The sequence below is a fragment of the Pseudovibrio sp. POLY-S9 genome, from assembly GCF_001431305.1.
Lineage (GTDB): Bacteria > Pseudomonadota > Alphaproteobacteria > Rhizobiales > Stappiaceae > Pseudovibrio.
The window spans coordinates 109,745-127,277 of record NZ_LCWX01000122.1 but is presented as its reverse complement, the minus strand read 5'-3'; the positions used below and the strand labels follow the sequence as shown (position 1 = coordinate 127,277).

14 protein-coding genes are annotated in these 17,533 nt (G+C 50.9%); 8 read left to right on the top strand and 6 right to left on the bottom strand.

Annotated elements, in window-relative coordinates:
- Window positions 1–31: 31 nt before the first annotated feature.
- Together PPL9_RS10115 and chrA are read left to right on the top strand one after the other, a co-directional pair.
- Window positions 32–844 (top strand): AraC family transcriptional regulator, encoded by an 813-nt coding sequence (locus PPL9_RS10115; protein ID WP_057462576.1) that lies wholly within the window; start codon window positions 32–34, stop codon window positions 842–844.
- 89 nt (window positions 845–933) lie between these two features.
- Complete coding sequence (gene chrA, locus PPL9_RS10110) at window positions 934–2,160, top strand: chromate efflux transporter (RefSeq protein WP_057462575.1); 1,227 nt, start codon at window positions 934–936, stop codon at window positions 2,158–2,160.
- A 68-nt stretch (window positions 2,161–2,228) separates the two neighbouring features.
- On the opposite strand, the gene purQ is transcribed toward chrA, so the two are convergent.
- The 3 genes from purQ to purC form a co-directional block, all read right to left on the bottom strand.
- Entirely contained in the window at window positions 2,229–2,900 is a 672-nt protein-coding gene (gene purQ, locus PPL9_RS10105) for a phosphoribosylformylglycinamidine synthase subunit PurQ (RefSeq protein WP_057462574.1), read from the bottom strand.
- Window positions 2,901–3,144: 244 nt separating this feature from the next.
- Window positions 3,145–3,384 carry a phosphoribosylformylglycinamidine synthase subunit PurS gene (gene purS, locus PPL9_RS10100; protein WP_057462573.1) on the bottom strand — a complete coding sequence of 80 codons (240 nt, stop codon included), beginning with the start codon at window positions 3,382–3,384 and terminating at the stop codon, window positions 3,145–3,147.
- 210 nt (window positions 3,385–3,594) lie between these two features.
- Window positions 3,595–4,359: a phosphoribosylaminoimidazolesuccinocarboxamide synthase gene (gene purC, locus PPL9_RS10095; RefSeq protein ID WP_008548091.1), complete on the bottom strand. Its 765-nt coding sequence runs from the start codon at window positions 4,357–4,359 to the stop codon at window positions 3,595–3,597.
- A gap of 356 nt (window positions 4,360–4,715) precedes the next feature.
- On the opposite strand from purC, the gene PPL9_RS10090 reads away from it, so the two are divergent.
- Together PPL9_RS10090 and PPL9_RS10085 are read left to right on the top strand one after the other, a co-directional pair.
- The gene (locus tag PPL9_RS10090) at window positions 4,716–5,039 is read left to right on the top strand and encodes a DUF1476 domain-containing protein (RefSeq protein WP_057462572.1); all 324 of its coding nucleotides are present in this window, start codon (window positions 4,716–4,718) and stop codon (window positions 5,037–5,039) included.
- 167 nt (window positions 5,040–5,206) lie between these two features.
- Window positions 5,207–5,974 (top strand): aldolase/citrate lyase family protein, encoded by a 768-nt coding sequence (locus tag PPL9_RS10085; protein ID WP_057462571.1) that lies wholly within the window; start codon window positions 5,207–5,209, stop codon window positions 5,972–5,974.
- A gap of 66 nt (window positions 5,975–6,040) precedes the next feature.
- On the opposite strand, the gene rpe is transcribed toward PPL9_RS10085, so the two are convergent.
- From rpe to PPL9_RS10070, 3 genes are all read right to left on the bottom strand, one after another.
- Entirely contained in the window at window positions 6,041–6,709 is a 669-nt protein-coding gene (rpe, locus tag PPL9_RS10080) for a ribulose-phosphate 3-epimerase (RefSeq protein ID WP_057462570.1), read from the bottom strand.
- A 98-nt stretch (window positions 6,710–6,807) separates the two neighbouring features.
- On the bottom strand, window positions 6,808–7,797 hold the full coding sequence (locus PPL9_RS10075) for a hypothetical protein (RefSeq protein WP_057462569.1): 990 nt from the start codon (window positions 7,795–7,797) through the stop codon (window positions 6,808–6,810).
- 130 nt (window positions 7,798–7,927) lie between these two features.
- Window positions 7,928–8,413, bottom strand: a complete 486-nt coding sequence (locus PPL9_RS10070) for an Lrp/AsnC family transcriptional regulator (RefSeq protein WP_057462568.1) — start codon at window positions 8,411–8,413, stop codon at window positions 7,928–7,930.
- A gap of 155 nt (window positions 8,414–8,568) precedes the next feature.
- Between PPL9_RS10070 and PPL9_RS10065 the strand changes: the two genes are divergently transcribed.
- From PPL9_RS10065 to PPL9_RS10050, 4 genes are all read left to right on the top strand, one after another.
- On the top strand, window positions 8,569–12,054 hold the full coding sequence (locus PPL9_RS10065; protein ID WP_057462567.1) for an indolepyruvate ferredoxin oxidoreductase family protein: 3,486 nt from the start codon (window positions 8,569–8,571) through the stop codon (window positions 12,052–12,054).
- Window positions 12,055–12,307: 253 nt separating this feature from the next.
- On the top strand, window positions 12,308–12,877 hold the full coding sequence (locus PPL9_RS10060) for a TetR/AcrR family transcriptional regulator (RefSeq protein ID WP_057462566.1): 570 nt from the start codon (window positions 12,308–12,310) through the stop codon (window positions 12,875–12,877).
- 6 nt (window positions 12,878–12,883) lie between these two features.
- Window positions 12,884–13,975, top strand: a complete 1,092-nt coding sequence (locus tag PPL9_RS10055; protein WP_057462565.1) for an efflux RND transporter periplasmic adaptor subunit — start codon at window positions 12,884–12,886, stop codon at window positions 13,973–13,975.
- 24 nt (window positions 13,976–13,999) lie between these two features.
- A complete protein-coding gene (locus tag PPL9_RS10050) occupies window positions 14,000–17,137 on the top strand; it encodes an efflux RND transporter permease subunit (protein WP_057462564.1) in 3,138 nt (1,045 codons plus the stop codon).
- Window positions 17,138–17,533 lie beyond the last annotated feature (396 nt).

Sequence of the window (17,533 nt, the reverse complement as noted above, 5' to 3'; positions counted from 1 at the left end):
TTGTTCGAAATAACTGACTGAGAGTTCGGATATGGCCACTGCACTTGCTGAGGTGAAACCGAGAGAGCTGCGATACGATCGCCTTTCTTCGCTTATTGAACGCTTTAAAGTGGAGGCACATATTCTTAAAAACACTGAGGATGAGGTGCTTCAGGGCAACTTTTTCATTCTTCGGTGTATGCAAGGTTTCCGGAAGCTTGTGTTTCTCCCTGCCAGTCCCAATAACCCCACTGAAGTTAAGCGTATCTGCGAGGATACTGTTGTTCTTGCCGGAGCTCGGGTTGAGTTTGGCGGGCCGGGATCTCAGCTGAGCACTGCTTTGCCAGATTATGTGGAGATCTATCTCAAGGATGCACCAGAGCTGGAGAGCCTTGCTGCATTGGTGGTGGAAGAAGTGCTTTCGCCTCGGTGCGGAAGTGCTGCTGTGATCAATCGCTTGTGTGAAGTGGTGGTGATCCGGCTGCTGCGTCATGCGGTGCGGTCCGGTGTTGCCTGCAGTGGTTTGATTGCCGGATTGGCTCATCCTAATCTAGCGCAAGCGCTTGTTGCCATTCATGAAGATCCTTCCAAGCAGTGGCGTCTGGAAAGTCTTGCAGAAGTTGCTGGTATGTCGCGCACACAGTTTGCTGTGCACTTCAAGGAAGTCATGGGGGAGACGCCGGGGTCGTATTTGAGCAACTGGCGGCTGGCTTTGGCTAAATTGGATCTGGAAGCTGGGCGCCCTTTGAAAAGCGTTGCTGCACGGGTTGGATTTGCTTCACCAACGGCATTGTCGCGGGCCTATCAACGGCGTTACAATGAGCTTCCCCGTAATGTTGCATTGAAAACAGGTGTGGCTGCTTAAAACAGATGCGTTCTGCGTGTTTGTCCTAATGTCACATCTCTGCTTTATATGCTGCTCCGCTTTCGTTTCAGAATACAATTGAGCTGTGCATGAGTTTTACAGAACGCCCGACCAACCTTCCTGAAGTGCATGCCAAAGGTCATGCGCTAGAGGTTTTTGTTACCTTTCTAAAACTGGGTTTGACGTCGTTTGGTGGGCCGATTGCTCATCTGGGTTATTTTCGCGAGGAGATCGTGAAGCGCCGGAAGTGGCTTTCCGAAGAAGCTTATGGTGATTTGGTTGCGTTGTGTCAGTTCCTACCGGGACCGGCCAGCAGTCAGGTTGGGTTTGGGCTTGGACTTATGCGGGCGGGACCACTGGGAGCTTTGGCTGCGTTCTTTGCCTTTACTGCTCCTTCAGCCTTGCTGCTCTTTGGATTTGCCTATTGGGCGAGCGCTTTTGAAGGACCTGTCGGCATGGGGCTGATTCATGGTCTCAAGCTGGTGGCGGTTGCTGTTGTTGCTCAGGCTGTCTGGGGGATGGCACGCAACTTTTGTGCGGATCAGCTCAGAGCCGGACTTGCTGTGCTGGCTGTAGTTCTTGTTGTCACCTTCGGTGGGGCCGGAGGGCAAATTGCAGCAATTGTGGCCGGTGGCCTGGGAGGCTTTTTGTTTTGTTGCTCGGAGCCCAAAGCCGTGGTGCATGAGGTTCTATTTGCTCCTAGACGTCGGGTTGGGCTGCTTTCTGTCATTTTATTTGCTGTGCTGCTTTTTGGTCTACCCGTTCTGAGTGATGTTATTGTTGATCCGTTGCTGGGTGTGTTTGCCAGCTTTTACCATTCCGGTTCGCTCGTGTTTGGTGGAGGACATGTGGTATTGCCACTGCTGGAAGCTGAAGTGGTTGGCAAAGGACTGGTGAGTGAGAGCTCTTTCCTTGCCGGATACGGCGCAACGCAAGCCGTGCCGGGGCCTTTGTTTACATTTGCCGGATATCTGGGCGCTGAAATGCAGACAGGCTATGCTGCGTGGATTGGGGCGAACGTCGCGTTGCTGGGCATCTTCCTGCCGGGGGCGTTGCTTCTGATTGCCGGTCTGCCTTACTGGGCCGTGCTGCGTCAGACACCTTCTGCACGTGGCATCATGGCTGGTGCAAATGCGGCTGTTGTTGGTGTTCTTGGAGCAGCCCTATATGCGCCTGTCTGGACCAGCGCTATCCTTGAGGCGAAAGACTTTGCAGCTGCGCTTTGCGGATTTGTTCTGCTGGTTTCTTTCAAAACGCCGCCATGGGTGGTTGTGGTGTTGCTTGGTCTGACCGGGATTGGCTTTGCGTTCATTTAAGGACTTCAGGCAATAAAAAACCCGGAGTGCTGAGCATTCCGGGTTCTAAAACTTGTTTGCTTTGCTGATTAAGCAGCGAGGCTTTGCATTACGCTTTCAAACAGAGCCCGGCCTTCGAGGCCACCGTGAAGATCTTCGATAAGATTTTCCGGGTGAGGCATCATGCCGAGAACGTTGCCTTTGGCACTGGTGATGCCTGCAATGTCGTTGAGAGAACCATTTGGATTGGTATCGTCAGCATAGCGGAATGCAACGCGGCCTTCGCCTTCGAGTGCTTTCAGGGTTTCAGCATCAGTAAAGTAGTTGCCGTCATGGTGTGCCACCGGACAGCGCCAAACTTTGCCTTTTTCCATGTGAGATGTGAAGGCGCTGTTGGTGCTGGTGGTTTCCAGCATAACTTCCTTACACACGAAGTGGAGGGATGCATTGCGCATCAACGCACCTGGCAACAGGCCTGCCTCAGTCAGCATCTGGAAACCGTTACATACGCCGAGAACGTGACGTCCCTGATCTGCCGCAGTTTTGAGAGCTGGCATGATGTGGGAGCGTGCTGCAATCGCACCTGAGCGCAGGTAATCGCCGTAAGAGAAGCCGCCTGGCAGGACATAAAGGTCTGCTTCTGGCAGTTCAGTTTCAGTATGCCATACCGTGGCAACAGACTGGCCGGAGATCTGCTCCAGCGCTTTGATCATATCGCGATCCCGGTTGGAACCGGGGAATAGGATCACTGCGGATTTCATGAATGTTTCCTCTTGGATGGAGGGCCGCTTGTTACAGACGAGATTTTACAGAAGTAAAAACACCGCAAGAACAGAGAGGGCAGCGGGCAAGCCAATAAAGATGATTGCTTTGATAACCATGAACCGGATGATCCGGCCTGTATCGTCTTGCACGTTTATGCCCTCGCAGATTCTACTATCGGTTACAACTTACTTTTGAGCGAATTCTTGTCATGTGATTGAGTTCAATCACATGGAACGCGCTCTAGAGAAGCTCGATCGAGTAATTTTCGATGACGGTGTTTGCCAGTAGCTGTTCGCACATGGCTTCAATGTCAGCTTTTGCCTGAGCATCGGTGCGATCTGCCAGTTCAAGGTCAAACACTTTACCCTGGCGGATGCCTTCAACGCCTTCAAAACCAAGAGAACCAAGGGAGCCTTCGATTGCTTTGCCCTGGGGATCGAGAACACCGTTCTTAAGAGTGACGGTCACACGTGCCTTCATGGTTCTAACTGGTCCTTCCTTACCAAAATGAGAGATTCAAGCGGTTTGCATTGCGCCTGCCGCGAAAATCCGTTCTTTGCGCGCGTTCATAACGCGGGAATCTATACTGGGGAAGTGAAAATGAGCGCAGGTAGTGAGATAGTTCAATACCCGTGCGGTAGTTTGCTTGCCCCAAAAATGCAAAACGGGCCGCAGGGGCCCGTTCATTGATTATTTGACTAGCACTGGTCCAGAATGTCCCGGGCGGTCGTTGTCGATCAGGATACCAAGCCTGCGGGCTACTTCCTGATAGGCTTCAACCATGCCGCCCATGTTCTGGCGGAACCGGTCCTTATCCATCTTGTCGTTTGTGGAAGTGTCCCACAGGCGACAGCTGTCTGGAGAGATCTCGTCCGCAAGGACGATACGCATCATGTCGCCTTCGATCTGACGTCCAAGTTCGATCTTGAAATCAACGAGGCGAATACCGACGCTCATGAACAGACCGGACAGGAAGTCGTTGATGCGAATGGCGAGTGCCATGATGTCATCAAGCTCCTGAGGAGCAGCCCAACCAAAAGCGGTGATGTGTTCTTCAGAAACCAGCGGATCTCCAAGTTCGTCGTTCTTGTAGTAGAACTCGATAATGGAGCGTGGAAGCTGAGTGCCTTCTTCCAATCCCAGGCGTTTGCACAGAGAACCTGCAGCAACGTTGCGGATAACGACTTCGATTGGGATGATCTCGACCTGACGGATCAGCTGTTCGCGCATGTTCAACCGACGAATAAAATGGGTTGGAATGCCCATGTTATTCAGATTGTTGAAAATGTACTCAGAGATCCGGTTGTTCAGGACACCCTTTCCATCAACGACTTCATGCTTTTCGTTGTTGAAGGCTGTAGCATCATCTTTGAAGTGCTGAATCAGCGTTCCCGGCTCAGGACCCTCATAGAGAATCTTAGCCTTGCCTTCGTAAATTCGCCGACGGCGGTTCATAGGCACTTACCATTGCGTTTGTAGAACAAGTCGTACGGGTGACGTTGAGGCTTAAACCACTTGCCTTGCAAAACATTCGAGCAAAAATGCTGCGAATGACCCTCCAGCACTGGTTTTCGCATCTTTCGTCATTGCGAAAATCGCGATCCCGCTATGCGGCGCGGAACTTAACCGACTTTTTGATAAAGCACAAATGGGTAATTTGAATGGCGTCAACGCTCTCTGAATTGCTGCTGACTACAACTAATGGCTTTTGACCTGCAAATAGAAGTTGCGTACAATGAATTACGTAAGTTATAGCGTGGCTTGTAAGAGGGGAGGGACCTTTTTACATTGTCTGAGCTAGGAGGGAATAGATGAGCACGTTTGACAAACGAGCTGATGCGTTTGAAGGCAGTTTCGCAATGGGTTCTGAGCTTGCTTTCAAGGCTACTGCACGGCGCGATAAGCTGCTGGGCCAGTGGGCTGCTGAGAAGCTTGGTTTGGCCGGAGACATCGCAGAAGATTACGCCAACAAGATCGTCCAAACTGATCTTAAAGAGCCAGGCGACGAAGACATTTTTGCTCGTATTTCCAAAGATTTTGCAGATGCAAGTGTTGAGCAGTCTGAACACCAGATTCGCCGCACTATGGAAGAGCTGATGGCTGTTGCGAAAAAGGAAGTTGCTGAGGAAGCATAAGCTGCACTCCTTAAGCAGGCTCACCAAGAGAGCCCTTAAACTAGAGAATTTGCCGTCTTCCCTTGATTATTTTCAGGGAGACGGCTTTTTTGTTTGAATGATAGTTTTGTTTTAGAGCTGGTGCTGCGTGGTTGATGGTGCCTGTGCTTAATCAGATGAGGCATTGAATGACTGAGAATAAGTGTCTGGCAGAGAAGTTGAGAGCAGGGCAAACCATTGTGAGCGCGTGGGCAAGCCTGCCTTCTCCAATATTTTCTGATCTGTTTTTAAGAGGCGGCTACAAAGCAATCACACTGGATTTACAGCATGGTTTGCTAACCACTGCTGAAGCGCGTGATTCTATCAAAGAGATCATCAATGGTGGCGGGCATGCTGTTGCACGAATCTGTGTCGACGACTTTAAAAAAGCCAGCTGGTTGTTGGATGTGGGCGCTGAAGTGATTATCGCGCCTATGATCAACTCAGTGGACGACGCGAAGAAGCTGGTGGAATTCTGCAAGTACCCGCCGCTGGGTGCGCGTAGCTATGGTGCTGTTGGTGCAACCATGGCAACTGGTGTTTCTATGGATGATTATTTTTCTTCGGCTGATGAGAAAACGCTTGCCATTGCCATGATTGAGACGCCAGAGGTCTATGAGGCGCTTGAAGACATTTTGGCTGTTGATGGCTTGGATGGCATTTTTGTCGGGCCTGCTGACCTGTCATTGACTGTTTCTGGCGGACAATGCGTGGAACCTGTTTCTGACGGTTCTCTGGAGATGCAGAAAGACATTGCAGAGAAAACCCGTGTGGCTGGGAAGATTGCAGGGATCTATTGTGTTTCCAAGGGGCATCTTCAGCACTCAAAGGCTGCTGGTTATCAGTTTATGACGTTTGGGACGGATTCGACTTTGTTTATCAATGCTGCTGCGGAAGCTGCGAGTTCATTGGATTAAAGTCACTACGTCTGCAAAAAAAAAGGCCGCCTTAGGGGCGGCCTTTTGCATTTCAGGATCAAAAAATCAGACCTGAGTAGCAGCGCGGATTGCTGCGATGTTTTCGCGATAACTCTCAACTGTGCCGCCTTTGAAGACTGCTGAGCCTGCGACCAGTGTGTCAGCGCCAGCCTTGGTGACCAATGGGGCTGTCTCAGGGGTGACCCCGCCATCAATCTGGATGCGGATTGGGCGATCGCCGATCATGCTTTTGATGCGGGCAACCTTCTCGATTTGAGAGTGGATAAATTTCTGCCCACCGAAGCCAGGGTTCACGGTCATGACAAGGATCAGGTCAACGCTGTCCAGAACGTACTCGAGGCAGCTTTCGTGTGTACCAGGATTTAGAGAAACACCTGCTTTTTTACCCAGATTGCGGATTGCCTGCAAAGAGCGGTGCAGGTGAGTGGTCGCTTCTGCGTGAACTGTGATGTAGTCCGAGCCAGCTTTTGCGAAGGCTTCAAGGTACGGATCACATGGTTCGATCATAAGGTGCGCGTCGAAGACTTTATCGGTGTGAGGGCGGAGTTTTGCAATGACGTCCGGGCCAAAAGTGATGTTTGGAACGAAGTGGCCATCCATGACATCCAGATGGATCCAGTCGGCTCCAGCTTCAACAACATCACGAACTTCTTGCCCCAGCTTAGAAAAGTCTGATGCAAGGACGGAAGGGGCGATAACGAGCGGCTGTGCCATAACAGGGATTCTCCTAGATGTGCCCAATTTGCTGTGCGGCTAACATGGACACACATGAGAAGCAAGTGGTGCGAACAGCGCAGCTTCCCGCACGTCGCTCAGGGGATTGTTGCTTCTGCTTCACGGATGTGTATCGCAGCAGGCTTAAGGATCCATGGAAGCAGGTAGATCGGGAACTGGGCAAAGGCAAAGAACAGCCATGCGAGCTCTGGAATTGTACCTCCCAATGCAGCAACCATCAGACCCAGATTACGGCTTCCGGTGCCGTAGGCGGCTATGAAGGCAGTTTGCCGTCCTGCAGGGTAAAAGATCAGGAAGGTTACGAGCAACTGAAGTGCTGCAATTGCAAAGACACCCACAAACAAGGCGGTGGCTTTGAACGGTGCGGTTATTGCAAAACCAGTCACACCATCCATCGCTGCGACGGCAAAGATAAAGAGCACGATACAGTTTAAGCCGTTGATGTGGTCTGTCGCCTTGTTGATCCGTTTTGCACCAAGCAAATAATAAAGCAGTCGTCCCAATCCTGCGGAGCCTATCAGGAACATGGCCAGATTGGTCGCCAGAGACAAAGGGGAGACCTTAAGGGTTTCTGGCAGCAACAGATAGGCGAACAAAGCCGTGCTGAGAGGGGCGACGATCAACGACAAGGTTGAAATGGTGAGGGCAAGGGCTCCGTTGAGACCAAACATCCAGATAAAGATTGGCGTGGACATAACGGGCGGTGCGGCAGACACCATGAACAACGCTGTCAGTACTCCCAAGTCGATCTGATCCAACCCGATGATAAGGCAGGTCACTGTTGCGAGCAGAGGGAGAATGAGCATTTGCCAGAGCATCGCCGCAAACGCTGGCAATGGGCGTCTGAGCTGATTGGCAATGGCTGCGTTGTCTACGCGAATGAAGCTCAGTGTCAGCAGAACAAAGATTGCGGGCGTTAAGAGAATGCGCAGCGCTTCAGCAATGCCGGGCAGCAAAAGGCCGAGGAAGACTGAGATTGCGACCGCGTTGGTGCCATTTCGCCCCAAAAAACGCAGGAGTGTATTGATCGGCTTCAGGCCGCTTAAAACGAATTTAGGGGAGAGCAATGTTTAGTCCACGCGAAAACTTAAGTGCAAGAGATCGCGCGACTAAACCATATCAGTCGAGTTTGAGCAAACATTTCAGTGTTTCAGCGACCACGCGTAAACTAACTGCGATTAGGCTGGTCTGGAAACGTTAGTTGGCAAACTCTTTAAGAGGTAACGCAACTGTTTCCTTAATTGTCGAAACTACAATGCGTGACTGAACATCTGAGACAAGAGCGTTGTCCAGAAGTTTCAAACGAAGGAAATCGTCATAAGACTTTATATCTGTGGCAACTACTTTGATGAGATAGTCCACTGCGCCGGTGATGCGTTCGCATGTAACAACTTCGGGCCATACTCCAATTAGCCTGTCGAATGTTTCCATGTTCTCGCGGCTGGGTACAGTGAGCTTAACAAAGGCATATGCGAGAAAGCCAAGACCGACGGCTTCGCGATCAACCAGCGCAGCTGTCTGTTTGATGACACCAGACTCCTTGAGTTTCTTAATTCGCCTCCAGCATGGAGTTTGGCTCATACCGGCTTCTTTGGCGATATCTGCGATGGATTGGGATGCATCTTTTTGCAGAATCCGCAGAACTCGGATGTCGGATGGGTCCAATAAGGAATTTTCGCTCATGTGCCCTCTTAGGAATAATTTTTCGACTGAGTACGTATTTGTCGGTAGGATAGCACAGAAAGCACGCAAAAAAAGGATCACTATGGGCTAGGACGAAAGAATTGGTTTTGGCGGGGGGGACCGTCCACAGCCATGATGGGAGAGGAGCTCATTGAATGAACGTAAGTGTGCCACCGATCAGCTTACACGACAAATACACAGCTGAAACAGGCAATGTTTACCTAAATGGTATTCAGGCACTGGTACGACTGGCGTTGGATCGCGGTCGATTAGATCGTGCTAAGGGATTGAAAACAGGCGGTTTTATCTCAGGATACCGTGGGTCTCCAATTGCTGGTTACGACACGGAGCTTCAAAGATCACGTCAATATCTCGATCCGCTGGATATTCAGTTTCAGCCGGGAGTGAATGAGGAACTGGGCGCCACAGCAGTGTGGGGATCGCAAAAAGTCAGACAGCACGGCAAGGGCTCAGCCTTTGATGGCGTCTATGGTATCTGGTACGGGAAGGCGCCAGGTGTTGATAGAGCAGGTGATGTGCTGCATCAGGCAAGTGCTTCTGGAACCGACCCAAATGGCGGAGTTGTGGCACTTGCTGGCGATGACCATCTGGCAAAATCTTCCATTTTGCCCGCTCAAAGCGAGTTTTTTTTCCAGCATGCAGAAATTCCGGTTCTCAACCCGGCTGACATTCAGGAAGTTCTGGATTTCGGCTTACATGGGTTTGAGATGTCCCGTTACACCGGTCTGTGGAGCGCATTGATTTGCCTTGCAGATACGATGGATGCATCTGGTGTTGTTTCTGTTGATCCAAGGCGTATGTCATTCTCACGCCCTGCTGCGTTTGATCCGCGCAAGAATGCTGAGCTGAATCGTGTGCTCTTGCTCGGTAATCGGTTGGAGACAGAGCGTCTATTGCGTGACATCCGCATGCCGGCGGTTCTGGCGTATGCAAAGGCGAATCGTCTCGACCATGTTGCCTATGGTGCGCAAAAGCCGCGTATCGGTATGATTGCGACAGGCAAAGCATTCCGTGATTTGTGTCAGGCTCTTCGCCTGATGGGAATTACAGATCAACGGGCCAAAGAGATCGGGCTGGCGGTTTATAAGGTTGGTATGCCTTATCCGCTTGAACCAACAGCATTTTCTAGCTTTGCACGTGGTGTCGAAAAGATTCTGGTTGTGGAGCATAAGCGTGCGTTCATAGAGCCACAAATCAAAGAAATTGCTTACAACTGGCCGAGTGATCAGCAGCCGAAGATTCTGGGTAAGAAAGATGCGCAGGGAGAGCCTCTGCTCTCTGATGTTCTGGAGCTTTCCATTGATGAGATGATCCGTGTGATCATGAATTTCCTGCCTCAGGAATACGTCAATGACGAGATGCGTTCTGTTGCCGATTCCATGATGCGTCAGCAGATGTGGGCTCAGGGAAATGGCGAACTTGCAGCGCGTTCCCCTTACTTCTGCTCTGGTTGTCCGCACAATACGTCGACCGTGGTGCCTGAAGGGTCTCGCTCGATGCCGGGTATTGGCTGTCATGCCATGACCGAGATTAATGGCCGGACCACTGATGGTCAGATTGCCATGGGTGGTGAAGGCTCTTTATGGGTCGGTCAGGCGAACTTTGCGCGTGATGAGCATGTGTTTGCCAATATGGGAGATGGAACTTATTTCCACTCCGGTATTCTGTCGATCCGTCAGGCTGTTGCTGCTCGTGTGCCGATCACCTTCAAGATCCTTTACAATGACGCTGTTGCGATGACGGGTGGTCAGGAGATCGATGGATCTTTGACTGTGCCACAGCTCCTCAACCAGCTTCATGCTGAGGGGGTTGAGAAGGTTGTTCTGCTCAGCGAGACCCCTGAAGACTATTCTGGTCGCCAGGATCTTGCCGTTACCGAGCCTGTTCATCACCGCGATGATCTGATGACCGTTCAGAACGAGCTCAAAGAGTTCAAAGGTGTTTCTGCGATCGTGTTTGATCAGACCTGTGCTGCTGAGAAGCGTCGTCGCCGGAAGAGGGGTTTGTATCCTGATCCGGATCTGCGTTTGTTCATCAATGACCGTGTCTGTGAAGGGTGCGGTGATTGTTCTGTCCAGTCCAACTGTCTTTCTGTTGAGCCTGTTGAGACGGTGTTTGGTGAAAAGCGTCGGATCAATCAGTCTTCCTGTAACAAGGACTTCTCTTGCGTGAAGGGGTTCTGCCCATCCTTTGTTTATGTGAAGGGTTCGAAACTGCGTCAGGCGAAACCTGCTGATTTTGCTCTTGATGAGTTTGTAAAGCAGCTGCCAGACGTTCAACTGCCATCACTGGAGAACACGCACAACCTGCTGGTCGCCGGTATCGGTGGTATGGGTGTTACGACCATTTCCGCGATTATCGCAATGGCGGCACATATTGACGGGATCAAAGCGTCCACGCTCGATATGACTGGTCTTGCTCAGAAGGGGGGACCTGTAACGTCCCATGTGCGCTTTGCTGCGGCGAGTGATACAATTGAAGGGCCGCGTGTGCCGCCTGCACAGCTGGATGTGCTGATTGCAAGTGATATGCTGGTTGCAAGTAAGGCTGAGCAGCTTTCCCTTTATCATAAGAGCAGGACGCATGGCTTTGTGAACACAAACGTCACGCCGACCTCTGAGTTTGTGATGAAGCAGCAGCTTTCCTTTGATGAGCATAAGATGAAGCGGACGCTGGAGCAGGGGACGCTTGATCTGAGAGCTCATGATCTGGCGAACATTGCTGAGAAGCTGTTGGGTGATGCGATTTACACCAACATGATGCTCATCGGATTGTCTTATCAGGCTGGTACTCTGCCGATCTCAGCACAAGCCATTGAGAATGCGATCTCATTGAATGGCGCAGCGGTTGAGAAGAACATCAATGCATTCCATGCAGGGCGTGTTCTTTATGCCAATCCTGATGCAATTTTTGCAGCTCTTCCACGTCAGGAAGCTGTGAAGGTGATGACGCTGGATGAGAAGATCGCCTTCTTCGCGAAAGAGCTTACCACTTACCAGAATAAGTCCTACGCCAATAAGTATCTCGACAAGATCTCCGAGATCAGAGCGCGGGATGAAGAGTTTGGTCCGGGCTCTCTTGAGGTGACGCATACTGCGGCTGAGATGCTTTACAAGGTGATGGCTTATAAAGACGAGTACGAAGTTGCGCGCCTTTATAGTGAGCCAGAGTTCCGCAAGAATCTTGAGGCTCAGTTTGCAGACCCAGGTGAGTTGCAGTTGATGCTGGCTCCTCCATTCCTGCCCGGTAAGCCGGATCCAAAGACGGGTCGTCCGCAAAAGCGGGCCTTTGGTCCTTGGATCTTCAAGGCTTTTGAGATGCTTGTGTCTCTTCGTGGTTTGCGAGGCACTGCACTCGATCCGTTTGGATATGCGCGGGAGCGTAAAGAAGAGCGGGCTTTGGTGAAGCAGTACCGGGATGATCTCTCATTGGTTGGCGGAAAACTCGGTACAGCGAACTATGGATTGCTTCGCGAGTTTCTCAACTTGCCTGATTCTATTCGCGGGTATGGCCCTATCAAGGACGAGAATCTGAAGCTTGCACAACTCAGACGTGAGGAGCTGCTTGGCAGACTTGAGGAAGACCCGACAACGGTCACCTTTAAAGAAGCTGCTGAATAAGCCTTCGTTATTGGCGGAAAACAAAGGATGCCGGCCCTGACAAGGGTCGGCATTTTGTGTTTCAAATCACAGTTACGTGATTTCATTCTTGATATGCGTTCTCCTACGGGCAGCTATCTCAATTTTCTCAAAATTCGAACTTGTCTTTTTTTAGGTCTTCCTCTAAAACCGACCGGACGGTACAAAAACCGACTGGACGGTACAGAAACCGACCAGACGGTACAGGCTCCGGTTAGAGGAGAGGGATACCAGCGTGGAAACAACAGCTGAACATATTCTGGATGCAGTCGAGCGTCTGGTTTGCATTGAAGGAACTCGTAAGCTGACCATTGATGCCGTGGCGGCTGAGGCCGGCATGTCCAAAGGCGGGGTGCTTTACAATTTCCGAAGCAAGCATGAGCTGTTGCTGGGTGTGATCCGCAGAGTTGTTTCTGAGGTTCGTGAACGGACTTACACGCTGAGCGACAAGTTGACAGAGCAGGGAGTGGCCTGTCCCATTTTGCGGGCCAGCTTCCAGATCTACAAAGAGTACAGAGAGAAGACCGCTCCGAAAGCATTGTTTGCTCTTGCTGCTCAAGAACCTGAGTTGATTGCTGAATTTCAGGAGATGAGTGCTGAATTTGGAAGAGCAATCAACTGTGAGGTTAGTGACCCGGTTACGGGGCATATGTGTTTGCTCATAATAGACGGGCTTTATTATCGCCAAGCGCTGGGTATTGAACAAAACAGCACTGGTGAAATTGATGAACTTATTGATCGCGTGTTGGAAATCACCTCCCAGAATAACCGGTACGCCGAACTGAACGCTGAAGCTGGAAACTAAGGTAAAATGCAGAAAATAAGCGGAAAAAGTAGAATAGGACGCCTGAGTGCTCCTGTTTTTGTTGGGGCACTTGCTCTGCTGCTTGCAAGTTGTCAGGAGCAGGAAGTTGTTGAAGCACCGAAAACGGTTGCTCCTCGTCCTGCTCGTGTCATGGTCGTTTCTGAGATTGATGATCTCTTTACGCGTAACTTCACTGGTCGTGTCGATGCGGTTCAGACCGTCGATCTGGCGTTTCGTGTGTCTGGTCAGCTTGTTGAAATGCCAATCATTGAAGGGCAGCGTATTGCAAAAGGCGATCTGATTGCGGCGCTTGACCCAACTGACTACGAAAACACTGTTCGTGAAGCTCAGGTCAACTTTGAACAAAAGAAGAAAGACCTGAAGCGCTTTGAAACATTGAAAGACAAGCAGGTTATCTCTGAAGGTCAGTACGACAATGCAAAGACAGCATTTGATCTTGCAGACGTGACCCTTGATAAAGCTAAGCAGAACCTTGGTTATACAAAGATCGTTGCGCCTTACGATGCAATCGTAACCTCTCGTTCGCTGGATAATTATGCGATCATCAATGCTGGTACCAGCATTGCCCGGTTGCAGGATGTGAGTGAAGTTCGCATCGATATCAACGTGCCTGAAACGCTGTTTGCTCAGGCGACTGAATCTTCTGTTTTAAAGATGACTGCTGAGTTCCCTTCCCATCCGGGTAAGGTATTCCCATTGGAATATCGTGAGCACAGCACGGAAGCAGACAAGGTTGCTCAGACCTATCGTGTGACTTTGGCCATGAATAACGATGATGGTTACAACATCATTCCTGGCATGACTGCGAGCGTAAAAGTTAAGCTCAATGGTCTTGATAAGTCTCAGACCACGGCCTTCTTCGTGCCAACATCTGCAGTTGGCTCTTCTCCTGACAAGAGCCCGTATGTGTGGGTTGTTGATGAAAGCGAAAAGCGTGTTGGTCGTCGTAAAGTTCTGCTTGGAACTGTGCTTGGCAGCTTCATTCCGGTGCTTTCCGGCTTGAAAGACGGCGAGATGATCGTAACGGCTGGTGTGAGCCACCTGAGCGAAAATCAGCTGATCGTGCCTAAGCTGTAAGAGTAGCGTCTAGGAGTTATTGATATGGATATTGCACGCTACTCGATCGAGAAGCCGGTCAATGTCTGGATGGTTGTTCTGATTGCTCTGCTTGGGGGCATTTGGGCTCTGGGCGGCATTGGACGACTGGAAGATCCGGCATTTACCATTAAAGAAGCGCAGGTGATCACCTCCTATCCGGGTGCCAGCGCTGCGGAAGTTGAGGAAGAAGTTACTGAACGGCTGGAAAGTGCCATTCAGCAAATGCCTCAGCTGAAAGAAGTTCGCAGTACCTCTGAACCGGGTCTCTCCCGAATTCAGGTGGAAATGAAAGACACCTATGATGGCACTGAGCTGCCTCAGGTGTGGGATGAGCTGCGTCGTAAAGTGAACGACGAAGTGCCAAACCTGCCAAATGGTGTCCGCACTCCGGTTGTTTATGACAGCTTCGGTGATGTGTTCGGCATGTACTATGCTCTGACGGCTGATGGATACTCCAACCGGGATATCCGTAAAACCGTGAAAGAGCTGCGCCGTGAGCTGCTGACTGTCGATAACGTTGCTAAGGTTTCTATTCTTGGTGAGCCTGAGGACGAGATCATCATTGCGATGGATCAGGACCGTCTGGCACAGCTGGGAATTACCATTGCGGACGTACAGAATGTGCTGAATGCGGAAAACGCTATTCAGGCGAACGGTACGACTGTTTCCGGTGATCTGCGCATTCGTATTTCGACAGTTTCTGCCTTTGACAGCTACCGTAGTATTCAGGACCTCGTGATCGGTAATCCGGGTTCTACAGCGATGGTTCGTTTGTCTGATGTGGCGACGCTTTCTGTGCAAGAGCCTGAAAATCCGAAGGTTTTGGTTCGTCATAACGGCCAGCGCGCGGTTACCCTTGGTGTTGCTGCTGTTGAAGACACAAACGTTGTGGCCGTTGGGCAAAACGTTGAAGCGCATCTGAATGACTTGCGTGCGAACCTGCCTATTGGCATGGAAGTCATCCCTATCTACGAACAGCACAAAGTGGTTGATCAGGCCGTTGGTTCCTTTGTTTGGAACCTTGTGATGTCTGTTTCCATCGTGATTGTGGTGCTCGGCATCTTTATGGGCTGGCGTGCAGCTGTGGTGGTTGGCTCGGTTCTGTTGCTGACCGTTCTTTCTACGATCTTGCTGATGAAGCTGGGCAGTATTGAGCTTGAGCGTATTTCGCTTGGTGCGCTTGTTATCGCCATGGGTATGTTGGTGGACAATGCGATTGTTGTTGCCGAAGGGATGATGATCAACATGCAACGCGGTATGCGGCCTATCAAAGCTGCGTCGACCGTTGTTGAGCAGACCAAATGGCCGCTTTTGGGTGCGACCGTTATCGGCATCATGGCGTTCTCTGGTATTGGCCTTTCCAGTGATAGTACTGGTGAGTTCATGTTCTCGCTGTTCGCTGTGGTTGGCATCTCCCTGCTGATGTCCTGGTTGTTTGCGATCCTTGTTACGCCGTTGTTTGGTAAGTACTTCTTCAAGATGGCTGCCATCTCCGGTGATGAGCATGATCCTTACCGCGGCTTCATGTACACCATGTTCCGTAAGATTCTGGTGCTGACGCTGAAATTGCGTTGGTTGTCTCTGGCAGCTCTGATCGGTGTGACTGTGGTTTGCTTCTGGTCTTTCCAGTTTGTTGCAAACTCCTTCTTTCCGAACTCTGCGACTCCGCTGTTCTATGTGAACTACTGGTTGCCGCATGGTACTGACATTCATGCGACTGCGCGTGATATGGAGAAGCTAGAAAACGAGATCCTGTCTTTGCCAGGTGTCGTTTCGACCAACTCCTTCATTGGTCAGGGTGCGACCCGCTTTATGCTGACTTACTCAGCTCAAGACGGTAGCTCCAACTATGGTCAGGTGATTGTTCGGACTGAAAACACTGATATCATTAATGATCTCGCACTGAAGATCCGTGCATTCGGTGTTGCTGAGTTGCCTCAGGGACAGGTGTATACCGAGCGTCTGGTGTTTGGTCCTCCGTCTGGTGCTGATGTTCAGGCTCGTATCACTGGTCCGGATGCTGATGTTTTGCGAGCTGTCTCTGAAGAGATGATCCAGATCTTCAAGGATCCTCAGTATCGCTTGAGTGATGTTCGTACCGATTGGCGTGAACGTGAGCTGGTGATGCATCCGAAGTTTGATGAGCAGCGGGCTCGTATTGCTGGCATCACACGACAGGATCTTTCTACTGCGGTTCAGTTTACCTCTGATGGTATCCGTGCAGGTGACTATCGTGATCTGGATGAAGACATTCCGATCATCGTGAAACGTAAGCGTGCTGAAGGTGAGACTGCGTCCGAAGCCCTTATAAACACACTGGTTTGGAGCTCTCAGCAGCGCAAGTATGTGCCGATTGATCAGGTGACTTCCGGCATCTCTACTGAAGCTGAGGATACTTTGATCCGTCGTCGGGATCGTGTGAAGACGTTGAGTGTGCTTGGGGCGAGTGCTCCGGATGAGTTGGCGTCGGTTGCTCATGCTCGAATTCGGGGTGCGATTGAAAGTGTTCCGCTTCCTGATGGGTATTCCATGGAGTGGGGTGGTGAGTACGAGAACTCTCAGGATGCGAATGCGTCGCTGGGCAGTAAGGTGCCTGTTACCTTCCTCGTGATGATTGTTATCTCCATCCTGTTGTTCTCTAAGGTGCGGGAACCACTCATCATCTGGCTGATCGTACCGATGTCTATCAACGGTGTTGTGATTGGTCTGCTTGGGACAGGTATGCCGCTCGACTTCATGGCGATCCTTGGTGTGTTGTCGCTGTCAGGTATGTTGATCAAGAATGCGATCGTGCTTCTGGAAGAGATCGATTTGCAGCTGGAGCTTGGTGGAGACCGGTTTGAAGCTGTTGTTAATGCCAGTGTTTCTCGTCTGCGTCCGGTGTCTATGGCAGCGATCACAACGATCCTTGGTATGGCTCCGCTGATTGTTGATCCGATGTTCGCGAGTATGTCTGTGACCATTATGGGTGGTCTGACGTTTGCGACGCTGCTGACATTGCTGGCTGTTCCGCTGCTGTTCATCATCTTCTACCGCATCCATCCAGGTGAGGGTGCAGGGAAAGGTAAGGCAGAGAAGTCTTTGAAAGAACTGGAAGAAAAACCTTCCATTGATCAGAAGGCTGAGCCGGAACCGGCTTAAGAAAAAGGCCTTCCCGGTTACCTAAAACCGGGAAGGCCCATGAGATAAGCAAGGGGCGGCGTATATTTACCGCACACTCCGTCCTTTGCTCCCCCGCGTCGCCTCTGCCCCCAACACCAGAGGCGGCGCATCTTTTTTGCCTTTAAGGCACTCCCCACAACAACTTGATCAGGCACTTTGCGCGAATTTGCGTTGTTTTGCGCAATTCAGCGTTTTTGTGCGTTGGTTCGCGTTGCTATGTGGATCTTTACCTTAACGGAAATAGCGGAATACGGAATTCAAATCTACCGTGATCCGTGTTGACACTTCCAAGTTGGTACAGTGTCACCCGGGTACTTTGAGGCTGAGTAGACGCCGCGGGCGATGGCACGGGAGACTGTCTGAGCTGCGTATGCA

Excerpts from the sequence above, each read along its gene's own strand:
- PPL9_RS10055 (WP_057462565.1), top strand. The coding sequence starts at position 12,884 with ATGCAGAAAATAAGCGGAAAAAGTAGAATAGGACGCCTGAGTGCTCCT.
- purS (WP_057462573.1), bottom strand. The coding sequence starts at position 3,384 with ATGAAGGCACGTGTGACCGTCACTCTTAAGAACGGTGTTCTCGATCCC.
- PPL9_RS10070 (WP_057462568.1), bottom strand. The coding sequence starts at position 8,413 with ATGAGCGAAAATTCCTTATTGGACCCATCCGACATCCGAGTTCTGCGG.
- PPL9_RS10090 (WP_057462572.1), top strand. The coding sequence starts at position 4,716 with ATGAGCACGTTTGACAAACGAGCTGATGCGTTTGAAGGCAGTTTCGCA.
- PPL9_RS10115 (WP_057462576.1), top strand. The coding sequence starts at position 32 with ATGGCCACTGCACTTGCTGAGGTGAAACCGAGAGAGCTGCGATACGAT.
- PPL9_RS10050 (WP_057462564.1), top strand. The coding sequence starts at position 14,000 with ATGGATATTGCACGCTACTCGATCGAGAAGCCGGTCAATGTCTGGATG.
- rpe (WP_057462570.1), bottom strand. The coding sequence starts at position 6,709 with ATGGCACAGCCGCTCGTTATCGCCCCTTCCGTCCTTGCATCAGACTTT.
- purQ (WP_057462574.1), bottom strand. The coding sequence starts at position 2,900 with ATGAAATCCGCAGTGATCCTATTCCCCGGTTCCAACCGGGATCGCGAT.
- PPL9_RS10065 (WP_057462567.1), top strand. The coding sequence starts at position 8,569 with ATGAACGTAAGTGTGCCACCGATCAGCTTACACGACAAATACACAGCT.
- PPL9_RS10085 (WP_057462571.1), top strand. The coding sequence starts at position 5,207 with ATGACTGAGAATAAGTGTCTGGCAGAGAAGTTGAGAGCAGGGCAAACC.
- chrA (WP_057462575.1), top strand. The coding sequence starts at position 934 with ATGAGTTTTACAGAACGCCCGACCAACCTTCCTGAAGTGCATGCCAAA.
- purC (WP_008548091.1), bottom strand. The coding sequence starts at position 4,359 with ATGAACCGCCGTCGGCGAATTTACGAAGGCAAGGCTAAGATTCTCTAT.